The sequence below is a fragment of the Streptomyces sp. NPDC057900 genome, from assembly GCF_042887885.1.
In the GTDB taxonomy this organism is placed as follows: domain Bacteria; phylum Actinomycetota; class Actinomycetes; order Streptomycetales; family Streptomycetaceae; genus Streptomyces.
In genome coordinates this window covers 40371-56008 of sequence record NZ_JBHVOI010000014.1, presented here as the reverse complement: position 1 = coordinate 56008, position 15638 = coordinate 40371, and the positions used below count along the sequence as shown (strand labels likewise).

Sequence of the window (15638 nt, the reverse complement as noted above, 5' to 3'; positions counted from 1 at the left end):
TCGCCCCCGCACACCTTCTTCACAGGCCCTCACCCGGGCGCCGGGCATCCCCGGAGGAAACACCGCGCCGCTCCGGCGGCCCGCACCGGTCAGACCCCGGCGAACGCCTGCTCGATGACGTCGAGGCCCTCGGTCAGCAGGTCCTCGCCGATCACCAGCGGCGGCAGGAAGCGCAGGACGTTGCCGTACGTTCCGCAGGTGAGCACCAGCACGCCCTCGGCGTGGCAGGCCTTGGCGAGCCGCGCGGCCGCCTCCGGGTTCGGGTCCTTCGTGCCGGACTTCACCAGCTCGATCGCGATCATCGCGCCGCGGCCCCGGATGTCACCGATGATGTCGCCGTTGGGCAGCTTGGCCCGCATCTCGGCGAGGCGGCCCTTCATGACCTCCTCGATGCGCTTGGCCTTCCCGTTCAGGTCCAGCTCGCGCATCGTCTCGATCGCGCCGAGCGCGCCCGCGCAGGCGACCGGGTTACCGCCGTACGTACCACCGAGGCCGCCCGCGTGCGCCGCGTCCATGATCTCGGCGCGGCCGGTCACGGCGGAGAGCGGCAGCCCGCCCGCGATGCCCTTGGCGGTGGTGATCAGGTCGGGCACGATGCCCTCGTCCTCGCAGGCGAACCACTGGCCGGTACGGCAGAAGCCGGACTGGATCTCGTCCGCGACGAACACGATGCCGTTGTCCTTGGCGAACCGCGCGATCGCCGGCAGGAAGCCCTTGGCCGGCTCGATGAAGCCGCCCTCGCCGAGCACAGGCTCGATGATGATCGCGGCGACGTTGTCCGCGCCGATCTGCTTGGTGATCTCGTCGATGGCCTGCGCGGACGCCTCGGCGCCGGCGTTCTCCGCGCCGGTCGGCCAGCGGTAGCCGTACGCCACCGGGACGCGGTAGACCTCGGGCGCGAACGGGCCGAAGCCCTGCTTGTACGGCATGTTCTTCGCCGTCATGCCCATGGTGAGGTTGGTCCGGCCGTGGTAGCCGTGGTCGAAGACGACGACGGCGGTGCGCTTGGTGTACGCACGGGCGATCTTCACCGCGTTCTCGACGGCCTCCGCGCCCGAGTTGAACAGCGCGGACTTCTTCGCGTGGTCGCCCGGCGTCAGCTCGGCGAGCTGCTCGCAGACCTCCACGTACCCCTCGTACGGGGTGACCATGAAACAGGTGTGGGTGAAGTCCGCGAGCTGCGCGGACGCGCGCCGCACCACTGCTTCTGCGGAGGCGCCGACCGACGTCACGGCGATACCGGAGCCGAAGTCGATCAGCCGGTTGCCGTCCACGTCCTCGATGATCCCGCCACCGGCGCGGGCGGTGAACACCGGCAGGGTGGAGCCCACTCCTGCGGCGACCGTCGCGAGACGGCGGGCCTGCAGCTCCACCGACTTCGGACCGGGAATGGCGGTGACGACGCGGCGCTCCTGCGGAATTGCGGTCATGCGGGGCTCCTGGGGTGCTTCGGGCGTTGTGTCTGGGACGCTTCTGTTTCTGCAGGCTAGGTGCGGGGGCGGGGAGCGGGCATGCTCCGATCGGGAGTGGTGGCGGGCGTGTCCTTGTCCGCGAAGGACAGAAGGCGGTACGGGGCGCACGACGGCCCCCGCTCCGTCAGTATCCGGGCGCGTTGCTGAACTCCCCGTGTCCGCGCACTAGATTGGCCGTGCAGGGGTCGGACCTGGCTGGTCAGGGGGCAACGGTTCATGGACAACGAAGGCACGCACGGCACCCGGGGCACGTGGGGCGCGCAGCCGCCCGACGGCCGCGCGGGCCGCCCCGCAGGCTCCGTGCCGCACCCGGCGGGACCGCCTCCCGCCCGGCCGCCGGGCCCACCGCCGACGGCCCCACCGGTGTTTCCGCCTGCGGCGCCGCCCTCGGTGAAGCCGTCCGCCGCGATGCCGCCCGGCCCCCACCGCCCCGTCGGGACGGGGACGCCCACCGAGGACTGGCTGAACGCGCCGCGCCCCGACAGCGATCCCGGCGTGTGGCGCTACGCCTACGTGCCCCGGCCCGCCGAGCGGCTGTCCAGGCCCTCCCTGGTGGGGCCGGCGGCCACCCTGGTGCTGTGGCTGCTGCTCTGGCTGCTGCTCGACCAGCGGAACATCCCCTACGTGTTCAAGCCGATCGAGATCATCACCGGTCCCGAATGGTGGACCTTCGGAACCCTCAGGGCCGGCGCGCCGCCCCTCGTCGAAATCTCCACCACGCTCTACTACCAGGCCCTGGTCGTCCTCCTGGGCTTCTGGGCCGCCCGGATCGGCAACTGGGCAGGGCTCTTCCACCACTACGCGGGGGAACGGCTGGGCCGGGCCAGAGCGGTGGCCACGGTGATGGCGGCGGCGCTGGCCCTGTGGCTCTACTTCAGCCAACGCGTGCCGCTGGTGGGCCTGCTGTACTCCATCATTCCCCAGGGCATCCAGCAGGGCGGCGGCAACAAGTACCTGGCCGTGCTGATCTCCTGGATCCTCTACGCCGCGGCGGCCGCCCTGATCATCTGGCCCTTCGCCCGGATCGGCGAGTGGTCGAAGGAGCTGGGTCCCCTCCTGCCGGCGAAGCTGCGCCCCCTCCCCGGGCGCGGCGACCCCGCGCCCGAGCGTCCCCGGACGGCCCCCGTGCAGACAGGGCCCGCCCCGGCGGAGTGGCCCGAGCTGCGGGCCGCGGGCCGCACGGATGCCGCCCAGGCGCTGACGGCCGCCGTGCGCGCCGGCCGGATGAACGATGTGGACTGCGTACGGCTGCGGCACGCCTGGGCCCTCGCCCGGACCCGTGCGGACCGCCTCGAAGCCTTCACGGAGACCGTGCTGCGCAAGGGCCCGGCCGCCTACCCGCACCCCTCGGGCGACCGCGATCTGCCGCTGCGCACCGCCCCGCACGACCCGCTGACCGGCCAGGTCCGGATCGGGGACTGCGCGGACGACCCGCGCAACCCCTATCCGCGCCGGGGTTCCGGCCTGGCCCTGGAGCCCGCGTCGCTGGGCACCTCGCTGCTGGCCGTGGGCCCGCCCGGCTCGGGCAAGACGGCCGCGGTGGTCCGGCCGGTCATCGAGTCCCTCGCCATCGGGGCGCTCACCGGCCGGGCCGCGGTGCTCGCCGTCGGCGGGGCGGGCGCGCAGCTGGGACCGGACGACGCCTACGACGTCGTCGTCCGGATCGGTGACCCCGCCTCCATGCACGACTTCGACCTGTACGGCGGCACCACCGACCCCGACGAGGCCGCGGCCACCCTCGCGGAAGGGCTGGCCGGTGACCTCCCCGGCCTGGACAGCAGGCGCGCGGGCACCGTTCTCGGCCAGCTCCTCGGCCCCTACCGCACCGTCCACGGCCGGTTCCCCGGCGTCCCCGAACTCCGCGAACTCCTTGAGGGCTCCGTCACCGCCCTGACCGCCCTGCGCCAGGCCCTGGAGGCGGGCGGCGAGCACACGATGCTGCGCGAACTGGACGCCCGCGCCCGGCAGGCGGGCGGGGCGGGGGATCCGGCCGCCGTCCTCGCCGACCGGATCGCCGTGCTCGACCGGCCGGCCTTCGCCGCCTTCTTCTCGACCGGGGAGGACGCCCGGCCGTTCTCGCTCCGTTCCCTGGAACAGCACCCGCTGCGGGTCCGCATCGATCTCCCGGAGCGCGCCCACGCCGAGGCGTCCCACGTACTGGCCCGTCTCATTCTCGCCCAGTTCAACGCGATCACCGCGGCCCGCTCCGACCGCTCCCTGTTCGTCTGCCTGGTCCTGGACGACGCCACCCACACCGTCACCGCCCAGACCGTCCGGGGCATCCGGCGCCTGCGGTCCGTCAACGCGGGGGCGGTCCTCGCGCTGCGGACCCTGGACGACGTGCCGGAGGCGCTGCACACCGCCCTGCTCGGGTCCGTCGGCTGCACCATGGCCTTCGCGGGCGTCTCCACCTGGGACGGCAAACGCTTCGCCGAGGCGTGGGGCAAGGAGTGGGTGGAGGTCAGGGAGGTCGCCCAGCACGGCGTCTTCGCCGACCAGCCGCTCACCCGCGCCCTGCACGCCCTGCGGAAGCTGGCCACCGGCAAGGCCGTGACCACCGACGCCGTGACCGTCCGCCAGGTCGAACGCGAACGCTGGTCCGCCTCCGGGCTCGCCTACGAGGTCGCGGCCGGCCACGCGGTCATCTCCCTCACCACGGTCGACGGCCGGCACGCGCCCCCGCTCCTGATGAGACTGGGCGCCTGAGGCCGGAGGTACAGCAGAGGCGGCAGCGGTTACGGGAACCCTGCCGCCCTGGCAGAATCGATGGCAGCCGTTCATACGCGACGGCGCAATCGACGCCCCCTCCCAGACGCCCCCTCCCAAAGGTCGCCCGTCCCATGCCGCCCACGCTCGCCTCGCTCGTCCAGCACTCGGCGCTGAAACTCACGGTCCGTGCGGGGGCGGACCGGCTCGACACGCCCGTGCGCTGGGCGCACGCCAGTGAGCTGGCCGACCCCGTGCGCTACATGGAGGGCGGCGAGCTGCTGCTGGTCACCGCGACCAACCTCGACGCCGAGAGCCCGGAGGGCATGCGGCGGTACGTGCGACGGCTGGCCGGGTCCGGGGTCGTCGGCGTGGGCTTCGCCGTCGGCGTCAACTACGACGAGGTGCCGGGGGCACTGATCGAGGCCGCGGAGGAAGCGGGGCTGCCGCTCCTCGAAGTGCCCCGCCGCACCCCGTTCATCGCCATCGCCAAGGCCGTCTCCTCCGAGATCGCCGCCGACCAGTACCGGGCCGTCACCGCCGGTTTCGACGCGCAGCGCGAACTCACCAGGGCGGCGCTCGCCGGGGACGGCCCCGGCGAACTCCTCACCCGGCTCGCCGCCCACGTCGACGGCTGGGCCGCGCTGTACGACGTCTCCGGAGCCGTCGTGGCAGCCGCCCCCGACTGGGCCGCCCGCCGCGCCGCCCGGCTCACCCCCGACGTGGAGCGCCTGCGGGACCGCCCGGCCCCCGCCAGCGTGGTCGTCGGCGGCAGCGACGACCGGGTCGAGCTCCAGTCCCTGGGCACCGGACGCCGGGCCAGAGGCGCGCTGGCCGTCGGCACCGGGGCCGCCCTCGGCACTGCGGAGCGGTACGCCGTGCACTCGGCGGTCGCCCTGCTCACCCTCATCACCGCCCGCTCCCGCGCGCTCCAGGGCGCCGAACAACGACTCGGCGCCGCGGTGCTGCGCATGCTCCTCGCCGGCCAGCCCGACCACGCGCGCGCCGTCGCCGGAGACCTCTACGGCGGGCTGCTGGACGCGCCGTTCCGGCTGCTCATCGCGGAGGCGCCCGAATCCTCCACCACGGCCCAGCTGGCCGAGGCGATGGAGACCGCCGCCTCCCGGTCGGGCGAGACCGTGCTGATGGTGCCCGAGGGCGAACGCCTGGTCGTCCTGGCCGCCGACGGCGGCGCCGCCGTCGCCGCCTGCACCGCCTACGCCGAGACCCAGGAGGAACGCCCGGCGCACGAACCGGCGGACGAGAGCCACGTCGTCGTCGGCCTCTCCGCCCCCGCGGGCCCGATCGCCGTCTCGGCCGCGTACAAGCAGGCGGAGCAGGCCCTCTCCGTGGCCCGCCGACGGGGCAGGGCGCTGGTCGAGCACGAGGAGCTGGCGACCGGCTCCGTGCTCCCGCTGCTCGCCGACGACGCGGTGCGCGCCTTCGCGGACGCCATGCTCCGCGCCCTGTACGAACACGACACCAAGGGCCGCGGCGATCTGGTCGCCTCGCTGCGGGCCTGGCTCTCCCACCACGGCCAGTGGGACGCCGCCGCGGCGGACCTCGGGGTGCACCGGCACACCCTGCGCTACCGGATGCGGCGGGTGGAGGAGATCCTCGGCCGCTCGCTGGACGATCCGGACAGCCGGATGGAGCTCTGGCTGGCCCTCAAGGTCACCAGCCCGCCGACGCCGTAGAAACACCGGTCCACCTGCGACAAACCGGCGCACCCCGGAGCGCCTCTGCTCCACGCCGGACAAACGCCAGGTGGACGGCGCGCCCCTACGGTGGGGGACGGAACACCCCACGACATCGAAGGGCCGGAACCTCCATGACCTCCACCCACGCCTTCTGGCTGGCCGGCCGCGAGGCCACCGGCGAAGAGACTTTCGACGTCACCAACTCCTGGGACGGCCGCCTCGTCGGTACCGTCGCCGTGCCCACTGAGGCCCAGGTCGAAGAGGCGGTGGCCGCCGCCCACGCGGTGCGCGAGGAGTTCGCCGCCACCCCGGCCCACGTACGCGCCGCCGCGCTCGACCACGTCGCCCGCCGGCTCACCGAGCGCACCGAGGAGATCGCCCAGCTGATCTCCGCCGAGAACGGCAAGCCCGTCAAGTGGGCGCGCGGCGAGGTCGGCCGTGCCGTCTCGGTGTTCCGCTTCGCCTCCGAGGAAGCCCGCCGCTTCAACGGCGGCGAGGCCCAGCGCCTGGACACCGACGCCGGCGGCACCGGCCGGCTCGGCCTCACCCGCCGCTTCCCGCGCGGCACGGTCCTGGGCATCGCACCGTTCAACTTCCCGCTGAACCTCAGCGCCCACAAGGTCGCCCCGGCCATCGCCGTCGGCGCCCCGATCATCCTGAAGCCCGCCCCGGCCACCCCGATCTCGTCGCTGATCCTGGGCGAGCTGCTGGCGGAGACCGAGCTGCCGGCCGGTTCCTGGTCCGTGCTGACGGTCCCCAACGACCGGATGCCCGCCCTCGTCCAGGACGAGCGGCTGCCGGTGATCTCGTTCACCGGCTCCGCCCCGGTCGGCTACTCGATCATGGACTCGGTGCCGCGCAAGCACTGCACCCTGGAGCTCGGCGGCAACGGCGCGGCGGTCGTCCTCGCCGACTACGCCTCCGAGGCGGACCTGGACTGGGCCGCGAACCGCATCGCGACCTTCTCCAACTACCAGGGCGGCCAGTCCTGCATCTCCGTACAGCGCGTCATCGCGGACGCCGCCGTCTACGACCGGCTGCTCCCGAAGATCGTCGCGGCCGTGGAGGCCCAGGTCACCGGCGACCCGTCCGACGCCGCCACCGACGTCGGCCCGCTGGTCAACGAGGACGCGGCCAAGCGCGTCGAGTCCTGGGTCGACGAGGCCGTACAGGCCGGAGGCAAGCTGCTCACCGGCGGGAAGCGCGACGGGGCGACCTACGCGCCGACCGTCCTCACCGACCTCCCCGACGGCGTCAGCCTCTCCTGCGAGGAGGTCTTCGGACCGGTGCTCTCGGTACAGAAGGTCGACGGCGAGGCCGAGGCGTTCGCCTCCGTCAACTCCTCCAAGTACGGCCTCCAGGCAGGCGTCTTCACCCACGACCTGCAGACCGCCTTCCGCGCCCACCGCGCGCTGGAGGTCGGCGGCGTGATCATCGGCGACGTGCCCTCGTACCGCGCGGACCAGATGCCGTACGGCGGCACCAAGCAGTCCGGCATCGGCCGCGAGGGTGTCCGGTACGCGATGGACGACTACACCTACGAGCGGGTCCTGGTCCTCACCGGTCTCGCCCTGTAGTCCCCGCGGCCCGCGGGGGCCGCGACCGGACGGCCGGAGCCCACTGTGCGGGGGCTCCGGCCGTTCCGGTTTTCCGCGAGCGGGCCGGGGCACTTGAGTGGCGCGCGACCCGATCGGCGTCCCGACGATGGTGGCACCGGCCGTAATCAGGTACATACGGACAAGTAGGCCAACAGACGAGCAGTAGACCCCCGACGAAGACGAAGCGGCGAGGTGAGCTCCTCATGTCCGCACCATCCGCACAACGGCCCTCCGAGCGCCGGCACACCCCCAAGGTCTCCGAGCGCGAGGCGCGCCAGGTGGCCGAGGACGCGCGTGAACGGGACTGGCACAAACCCAGTTTCGCCAAGGAACTCTTCCTGGGCCGCTTCCGCCTGGACCTGATCCATCCGCATCCGCTGCCGGCCGGCGAGGACGTCCGGCGGGGCGAGGAGTTCCTCTCCCGGCTGCGCGAGTTCTGCGACAGGAAGGTCGACGGCGCACTGATCGAGCGCGAGGCGAAGATCCCCGACGAGGTGGTCAACGGCCTCAAGGAACTCGGCGCGCTGGGCATGAAGATCGACGTGAAGTACGGCGGTCTTGGCCTGACCCAGGTGTACTACAACAAGGCCCTCGCCCTGGCCGGCTCCGCCAGCCCGGCGATCGGTGCCCTCCTCTCCGCCCACCAGTCCATCGGTGTGCCCCAGCCGCTGAAGATCTTCGGCAGCCAGGAGCAGAAGGACACCTTCCTGCCCCGGCTGGCCCGTACCGACATCTCGGCGTTCCTGCTGACCGAACCGGACGTCGGCTCCGACCCGGCCCGCCTTGCCACCTCCGCCGTACCGGACGGCTCCGACTACGTGCTCGACGGGGTGAAGCTGTGGACGACCAACGGGGTCGTCGCGGACCTCCTCGTCGCCATGGCCCGGGTCCCGGAGTCCGAGGGCCACAAGGGCGGCATCACCGCCTTCGTGGTCGAGGCGGACTCCCCGGGCATCACCGTGGAGAACCGGAACGCCTTCATGGGCCTGCGCGGTCTGGAGAACGGCGTCACCCGCTTCCACCAGGTGCGCGTCCCCGCCGCGAACCGCATCGGACCGGAGGGCGCCGGGCTCAAGATCGCGCTCACCACCCTCAACACCGGGCGGCTCTCGCTGCCCGCGATGTGCGTCGGCTCCGGTAAGTGGTGCCTGAAGATCGCCCGCGAGTGGTCGGCGGTCCGCGAGCAGTGGGGCAGGCCGGTCGCCCGGCACGAGGCGGTCGGCTCGAAGATCTCCTTCATCGCCGCGACCACCTTCGCCCTCGAAGCGGTCGTCGACCTCGCCTCCCAGATGGCCGACGAGAACCGCAACGACATCCGGATCGAGGCCGCGCTCGCCAAGCTGCTGGGCTCAGAGATGGGCTGCCTGATGGCCGACGAGCTCGTCCAGATCCGCGGCGGCCGGGGCTTCGAGACGGCGGATTCCCTCGCCGCCAGAGGCGAACGGGCCGTCCCCGCCGAGCAGATGCTCCGGGACATGCGCATCAACCGGATCTTCGAGGGCTCGACGGAGATCATGCACCTGCTGATCGCCCGCGAGGCGGTCGACGCCCACCTGAAGGTCGCCGGGGACATCATCGACCCCGACAAGCCGCTCTCCGCCAAGGCGAGGGCGGGCGCCAACGCCGCCGGCTTCTACGCCCGCTGGCTGCCCAAGCTCGTCGCTGGACCCGGACAGCTCCCCGGCACCTACGCGGAGTTCAACCCGGCCGGCCACGCCGACCTCTCCGGACATCTGCGCTACGTCGAGCGCTCCTCCCGCAAGCTGGCCCGCTCCACCTTCTACGCCATGTCGCGCTGGCAGGGCCGGATGGAGACCAAACAGGGCTTCCTCGGCCGGATCGTCGACATCGGCGCGGAACTCTTCGCCATGAGCGCCGCCTGCGTCCGGGCCGAACTCCTGCGCACCGGCGACGACCACGGCCGCGAGGCCTACCAGCTCGCGGACGCCTTCTGCCACCAGTCCCGCGTCCGGGTCGAGGAACTCTTCACCCGCCTCTGGTCCAACACCGACGACCTGGACCGGCGCGTCGTCGAGGGCGTCCTCTCGGGCACGTACACCTGGCTGGAGGAGGGCATCATCGACCCGAGCGGCGAAGGCCCGTGGATCGCCGACGCCACCCCCGGCCCCTCCACCCGCGACAACGTGCACCGGCCCATCCGCTGAGCCACCGGCCCCGGAACGGCCGGGCGCGTCCACCCGCTGGACGCGCCCGGCCGTTCCGGGGGCAGGCGGGGCAGGATGGGGTCCCGTGACCGTCATCCACGTCCCCGGTTCCAAGTCCGTCACCGCGCGCGCCCTCTTCCTGGCCGCCGCCGCGAACGGCACCAGCACCCTCGTACGCCCGCTGAGCTCGGACGACACCGAGGGCTTCGCACAGGGGCTCACCGGCCTCGGCTACCGGGTGGCCCAGGAACCGGACCGGTGGCGGATCGAGGGCCGCCCCGGCGGACCCGCCGCCGCGGAGGCCGACATCTACTGCCGCGACGGAGCGACCACGGCCCGCTTCCTGCCCACCCTCGCCGCGGCCGGCGCGAGCGGCAGCTACCGCTTCGACGCCTCCCCCCAGATGCGCCGCCGCCCCCTCGCCCCGCTCACCGATGCGCTGCGCTTCCTCGGCGTCGACCTCCACCACGAGGCGGCCGAGGGCCACCACCCGCTGCGGATCAGGGCCGCGGGCATCAAGGGCGGCGAACTGACCCTGGACGCCGGGCAGTCCAGCCAGTACCTCACCGCGCTGCTGATGCTCGGACCGCTGACGGAGACCGGACTGCGGATCACCGTCACGGAACTGGTCTCCGCGCCCTACATCGAGATCACCCTGGCGATGATGCGCAGCTTCGGCGTCGAGGTCACCCGGAGCGGCCCCGGCGGCAACGTCTTCACCGTGCCGCCCGGCGGCTACCGGGCCACCGGCTACGCGATCGAGCCGGACGCCTCCACCGCGAGCTACTTCTTCGCCGCCGCGGCCCTCACGGGCGGCGAGGTCACCGTCCCCGGCCTCGGCACGGACGCCCTCCAGGGCGATCTGGCCTTCACCGGCGTACTGCGGAGGATGGGCGCGGAGGTGCGCACCACCGCCGAATCGACCACGGTCCGCTCCACCGGCACGCTCCACGGCCTCACCGTCAACATGCGCGACATCTCCGACACCATGCCGACGCTCGCGGCGATCGCCCCGTACGCCTCGGGGCCGGTACGCATCGAGGACGTCGGCAACACCCGGGTCAAGGAGTGCGACCGGCTGGAGGCGTGCGCGGAGAACCTGCGGCGGATGGGCATCACCGTCGCGACCGGCCCCGACTGGATCGAGATCCTGCCCGGCACCCCGCGCGCCGCCGAGATCGCCACCCACGGCGATCACCGCATCGTCATGTCCTTCGCCGTCGCGGGACTGCGTACGCCGGGCCTCGGCTACGACGACCCCGGCTGCGTACGCAAGACGTACCCGCGCTTCCACGAGGAGTTCGCCGCGTTCGCGAAGGACCTCGGGAAAAGCGGATGAACCGACGGGCGGACGTGGATAGGGTCCCGGCCATGATGTCCGCCGCCGATGTGCTGTCCGTCCTGTCCGTGCTGCGTGCGGCCGGTACGGATGTGGTGATCGCCGGCGGCTGGGGGATCGACGCCCTGCTCGGCGCCGAGACCCGCGGCCACCGGGACCTCGACCTGCTGCACCGCGAGGAACAGGAACCCGCCCTCGTCGCCGCCCTGACGGCCGTCGGCTACGCGGAGACGCTCGACTGGCGCCCCGTCCGGTTCGTCCTCAGCCACCCCTCCGGGCCGGAGATCGACCTGCACCCCCTGCGGTTCGCCCCCGACGGCTCGGCGCTCCAGTCCTCGCTCGACCCGGATGAGCCCTTCCGCTACCCGGCGGAGTGCTTCGTCACCGGCACCATCGGCGGGACCCGGGTGCGCTGCATCTCGGTGCACCGGCAGATCGAGTTCCACCAGGGGTACGAACCCGGCCCGGCCGACCTCCACGACATGGCCCGGCTGCGCGCGGAGTTCGGCGTGACCACGCACTTCTGAGCGCCACCGGCACGCGGCACCACCGGAGCGCCACGGACGACGGGAGCCGGCGACCGAGCACCGGCTGCCACGGTATGAGTGAAGCCGTGTCCACGCACCCCGCGGATGCGGCAACAATGGGGGGCATGAGCGACAGCCCTGCCCCCCTCGCAGACCCGCACCTCGTCTTCGACGCCGTGGAAGGCCGCCGGGATCTCGTCATCCTCGGCTCCACCGGGTCCATCGGCACCCAGGCCATCGACCTGGTGCTGCGCAATCCCGACCGCTTCCGGGTCACCGCGCTATCGGCGGCGGGCGGCCGGGTCGCCCTCCTCGCCGCACAGGCCCGCCGCCTACGGGTGCGTACGGTCGCGGTCGCCGCCCCCGAAGCGGTCCCCGCCCTGCGCGAGGCGCTGCGACAGGAGTACGGAACCGAGGAGCGGCTCCCGGAGATCCTCGCCGGTCCGGACGCGGCCACCGAGCTGGCCGCCAGTGACTGCCACACCGTGCTCAACGGGATCACCGGCTCGATCGGCCTTGCGCCCACCCTGGCCGCGCTCAGGGCGGGCCGCACCCTGGCCCTCGCCAACAAGGAGTCGCTCATCGTCGGCGGCCCGCTGGTCAAGGAGCTGGCCGCGCCGGGCCAGATCATTCCGGTCGACTCCGAGCACGCCGCCCTCTTCCAGGCGCTGGCGGCCGGCAAGCGCAGCGATGTCCGCAAGCTCGTGGTCACCGCGTCCGGCGGCCCGTTCCGCGGCCGCACCAGGAGCGAGCTGGCGGACGTCACCAGGGAGCAGGCGCTCGCGCACCCGACCTGGGCGATGGGCCCGGTCATCACGGTCAACTCCGCGACCCTGGTCAACAAGGGGCTTGAGGTCATCGAGGCGCACCTCCTCTACGACATCCCCTTCGACCGGATCGAGGTGGTGGTCCACCCCCAGTCCTACGTCCACTCCATGGTGGAGTTCACCGACGGCTCGACCCTCGCCCAGGCCACCCCGCCCGACATGAGCGGACCGATCGCCATCGGCCTCGGCTGGCCGCAGCGCGTCCCGGACGCCGCCCCCGCCTTCGACTGGACGAAGGCCTCGTCCTGGGAGTTCTTCCCGCTGGACACCGAGGCGTTCCCGTCCGTCGGCCTCGCCCGGCACGTGGGCACCCTGGGCGGCACCGCACCGGCGGTGTTCAACGCGGCCAACGAGGAGTGCGTGGACGCCTTCCTGTCCGGACGCCTCCCGTTCAACGGCATCATGGACACCGTCACCGCGGTGGTGGCCGAACACGGAACACCCCCGACGGGAACTTCACTGACCGTCGCGGACGTCCTTGAAGCGGAGGCCTGGGCGCGGACCCGGGCCCGGGAACTCTCGGCCGAGGCCGCAGCGGAGGCGCGCGCATGAGTATGACGTCGGTCCTGTTGACCGTTCTGGGTATCGCCGTCTTCGTCGTCGGACTGCTCTTCTCCATCGCCTGGCACGAGCTGGGACACCTCTCGACCGCCAAGCTCTTCGGCATCCGCGTACCCCAGTACATGGTCGGCTTCGGCCCGACGATCTGGTCGCGCAAGAAGGGCGACACCGAGTACGGGTTCAAGGCCATTCCGGCGGGCGGCTACATCCGCATGATCGGGATGTTCCCGCCGGGGCCCGACGGCCGGATCGAGGCACGTTCCACGTCGCCGTGGCGCTCCATGATCGAGGACGCCAGATCGGCCGCCTTCGAGGAGCTGGAGCCGGGCGACGAGAAGCGCCTCTTCTACACGCGCAAGCCGTGGAAGCGCGTGATCGTCATGTTCGCCGGACCGTTCATGAACCTGGTCCTGGCCGTCGCGATCTTCCTCGGCGTGGCCATGACCTTCGGTTTCCAGACCCAGACGACCGAGGTCGCCGGCGTCCAGAAGTGCGTCATCTCGCAGAGCGAGAAGCGCGAGACCTGCAAGTCGTCCGACCCGGTCTCGCCCGCCCAGGCGGCCGGGCTCCGGGAGGGCGACAAGATCGTCGCGTTCAACGGGCAGCCGGTCGACGAGTGGTCCGTCCTCTCCGACAAGATCCGCGACACGATCGGCCCCGCCACCATCACGGTCCAGCGGGACGGCCGGGAGCAGACCCTGCACGCCGTGCTCAAGAAGAACGCGGTGGCGAAGAAGGACTCCGACGGCGAGGTGATCCCCGGCAAGTTCGTCTCCGCCGGCTACCTCGGATTCGCCGCGCAGACGAAGATCATTCCGCTCTCCTTCGGTGACTCGGTCGTCCGCATGGGCGACATGTTCGAGAACGGCGTCGACTCGATCGTCGCCCTGCCGTCCAAGATCCCCGCCCTCTGGAACGCGGCCTTCGACGGCGGCGAGCGCGCGGACGACTCCCCGGTGGGCGTCGTCGGCGCGGCCAGGATCGGCGGCGAGGTGATGACGCTGGACGTGCCGGCGCAGAACCAGATCGCGATGATGCTGTTCCTGCTGGCCGGCTTCAACCTCTCGCTGTTCCTCTTCAACATGCTGCCGCTGCTGCCGCTGGACGGCGGTCACATCGCGGGAGCCCTGTGGGAGGCCCTCCGCCGGAACGCGGCGCGCGTCTTCAAGCGGCCCGACCCGGGCCCCTTCGACGTCGCCAAGCTGATGCCCGTCGCCTACGTGGTCGCCGGGGTGTTCATCTGCTTCACGCTGCTCGTGCTGGTCGCCGACGTCGTCAATCCGGTCAAGATCACCTGACCCGGCGCGGCGGACGCACCCGATGTATCCCGAGTGACGGCCTGTGCGCCTGATGCGTCCGGTGGCCCACATTTTGTGCGGACGCCGGACGCCGTGTGCCTCATGTTGTCCTCGGTGCCGTAACCTCGAAGACCGGAGCCCGCCGATCTCGGGACGTTGATCCAAACCTTGGGGATGCTCAGCGCATGACTGCGATTTCTCTCGGAATGCCTACCGTTCCGACCCAGCTCGCCGTACGGCGGGTCAGCCGCAAGATCCAGGTCGGATCGGTGGCGGTCGGCGGGGACGCGCCGGTTTCGGTGCAGTCGATGACGACGACACGCACGTCCGACATCGGCGCGACGCTGCAGCAGATCGCGGAGCTGACGGCCTCCGGCTGTCAGATCGTGCGGGTGGCGTGCCCGACCCAGGACGACGCGGACGCGCTCAAGACGATCGCCTCCAAGTCGCAGATCCCGGTCATCGCTGACATCCACTTCCAGCCGAAGTACGTGTTCGCGGCGATCGACGCGGGCTGCGCGGCGGTGCGGGTGAACCCCGGCAACATCAAGCAGTTCGACGACAAGGTGAAGGAGATCGCGCGGGCCGCCAAGGACGCCGGGACCCCGATCCGGATCGGCGTGAACGCCGGCTCGCTCGACGCGCGGCTGCTGAAGAAGTACGGCAAGGCGACCCCCGAGGCACTCGTCGAGTCGGCCCTGTGGGAGGCGTCCCTCTTCGAGGAGCACGGCTTCCGCGACATCAAGATCTCGGTCAAGCACAACGACCCGGTCGTGATGGTCAACGCCTACCGCCAGCTCGCCGCGCAGAGCGACTACCCGCTCCACCTCGGCGTCACCGAGGCCGGACCGGCGTTCCAGGGCACCATCAAGTCCGCCGTCGCCTTCGGCGCGCTGCTGAGCGAGGGCATCGGTGACACGATCCGCGTCTCGCTGTCCGCGCCGCCCGCGGAGGAGGTCAAGGTCGGGCTCCAGATCCTGGAGTCGCTGAACCTGAAGCAGCGCCGCCTTGAGATCGTGTCCTGCCCGTCCTGCGGTCGCGCCCAGGTGGACGTGTACAAGCTCGCGGACCAGGTCAGCGCCGGTCTGGAGGGCATGGAGGTGCCCCTGCGGGTCGCCGTGATGGGCTGCGTCGTCAACGGCCCCGGCGAGGCCCGCGAGGCCGACCTCGGCGTCGCCTCCGGCAACGGCAAGGGCCAGATCTTCGTCAAGGGCGAGATCATCAAGACGGTGCCCGAGTCGAAGATCGTCGAGACCCTCATCGAGGAAGCCCTCAAGATCGCCGAGCAGATGGAGAAGGACGGCATCGCCTCCGGCGAGCCCGAGGTCTCCATCAGCTGACCCCGTCCACCCCATGGAACTCGCGACAGCGCCCCGCCGGAGAATCGTCCGCGGGGCGTTGCCCGTGAGCAGGGTCACCGCCTTCCGCAGCTGCCGTTCAGGGCC

General features: G+C 72.1%; 10 protein-coding genes. 9 read left to right on the top strand and 1 reads right to left on the bottom strand.

Going from position 1 to position 15638, the window contains the following annotated elements; translation table 11 throughout:
• Positions 1–89 precede the first annotated feature (89 nt).
• Positions 90–1430: a 4-aminobutyrate--2-oxoglutarate transaminase gene (gene gabT, locus ACFVQ0_RS32555; protein WP_390092799.1), complete on the bottom strand. Its 1341-nt coding sequence runs from the start codon at positions 1428–1430 to the stop codon at positions 90–92.
• Between the two features lie 258 nt (positions 1431–1688).
• Between gabT and ACFVQ0_RS32550 the strand changes: the two genes are divergently transcribed.
• The 9 genes from ACFVQ0_RS32550 (at position 1689) to ispG (ending at position 15533) form a co-directional block, all read left to right on the top strand.
• Positions 1689–4178 carry an ATP/GTP-binding protein gene (locus ACFVQ0_RS32550; protein ID WP_390092798.1) on the top strand — a complete coding sequence of 830 codons (2490 nt, stop codon included), beginning with the start codon at positions 1689–1691 and terminating at the stop codon, positions 4176–4178.
• A 134-nt stretch (positions 4179–4312) separates the two neighbouring features.
• Positions 4313–5875, top strand: a complete 1563-nt coding sequence (locus tag ACFVQ0_RS32545) for a PucR family transcriptional regulator (protein ID WP_390092797.1) — start codon at positions 4313–4315, stop codon at positions 5873–5875.
• Between the two features lie 134 nt (positions 5876–6009).
• Positions 6010–7455 (top strand): aldehyde dehydrogenase family protein, encoded by a 1446-nt coding sequence (locus ACFVQ0_RS32540; RefSeq protein WP_390092796.1) that lies wholly within the window; start codon positions 6010–6012, stop codon positions 7453–7455.
• Positions 7456–7679: 224 nt separating this feature from the next.
• Positions 7680–9641, top strand: a complete 1962-nt coding sequence (locus tag ACFVQ0_RS32535) for an acyl-CoA dehydrogenase family protein (RefSeq protein WP_390092795.1) — start codon at positions 7680–7682, stop codon at positions 9639–9641.
• 85 nt (positions 9642–9726) lie between these two features.
• Positions 9727–10980, top strand: a complete 1254-nt coding sequence (gene aroA, locus ACFVQ0_RS32530; RefSeq protein ID WP_390092794.1) for a 3-phosphoshikimate 1-carboxyvinyltransferase — start codon at positions 9727–9729, stop codon at positions 10978–10980.
• Between the two features lie 32 nt (positions 10981–11012).
• Positions 11013–11507 carry a nucleotidyltransferase domain-containing protein gene (locus tag ACFVQ0_RS32525; RefSeq protein WP_390092793.1) on the top strand — a complete coding sequence of 165 codons (495 nt, stop codon included), beginning with the start codon at positions 11013–11015 and terminating at the stop codon, positions 11505–11507.
• A 116-nt stretch (positions 11508–11623) separates the two neighbouring features.
• Positions 11624–12886 (top strand): 1-deoxy-D-xylulose-5-phosphate reductoisomerase, encoded by a 1263-nt coding sequence (gene dxr, locus ACFVQ0_RS32520; RefSeq protein WP_390092792.1) that lies wholly within the window; start codon positions 11624–11626, stop codon positions 12884–12886.
• Entirely contained in the window at positions 12883–14193 is a 1311-nt protein-coding gene (locus tag ACFVQ0_RS32515; RefSeq protein ID WP_390092791.1) for a M50 family metallopeptidase, read from the top strand. Before dxr ends, ACFVQ0_RS32515 begins: the two co-directional genes overlap by 4 nt.
• Before the next feature lie 185 nt (positions 14194–14378).
• Entirely contained in the window at positions 14379–15533 is a 1155-nt protein-coding gene (ispG, locus tag ACFVQ0_RS32510) for a flavodoxin-dependent (E)-4-hydroxy-3-methylbut-2-enyl-diphosphate synthase (RefSeq protein WP_327339290.1), read from the top strand.
• The last annotated feature ends 105 nt before the right edge of the window (positions 15534–15638 follow it).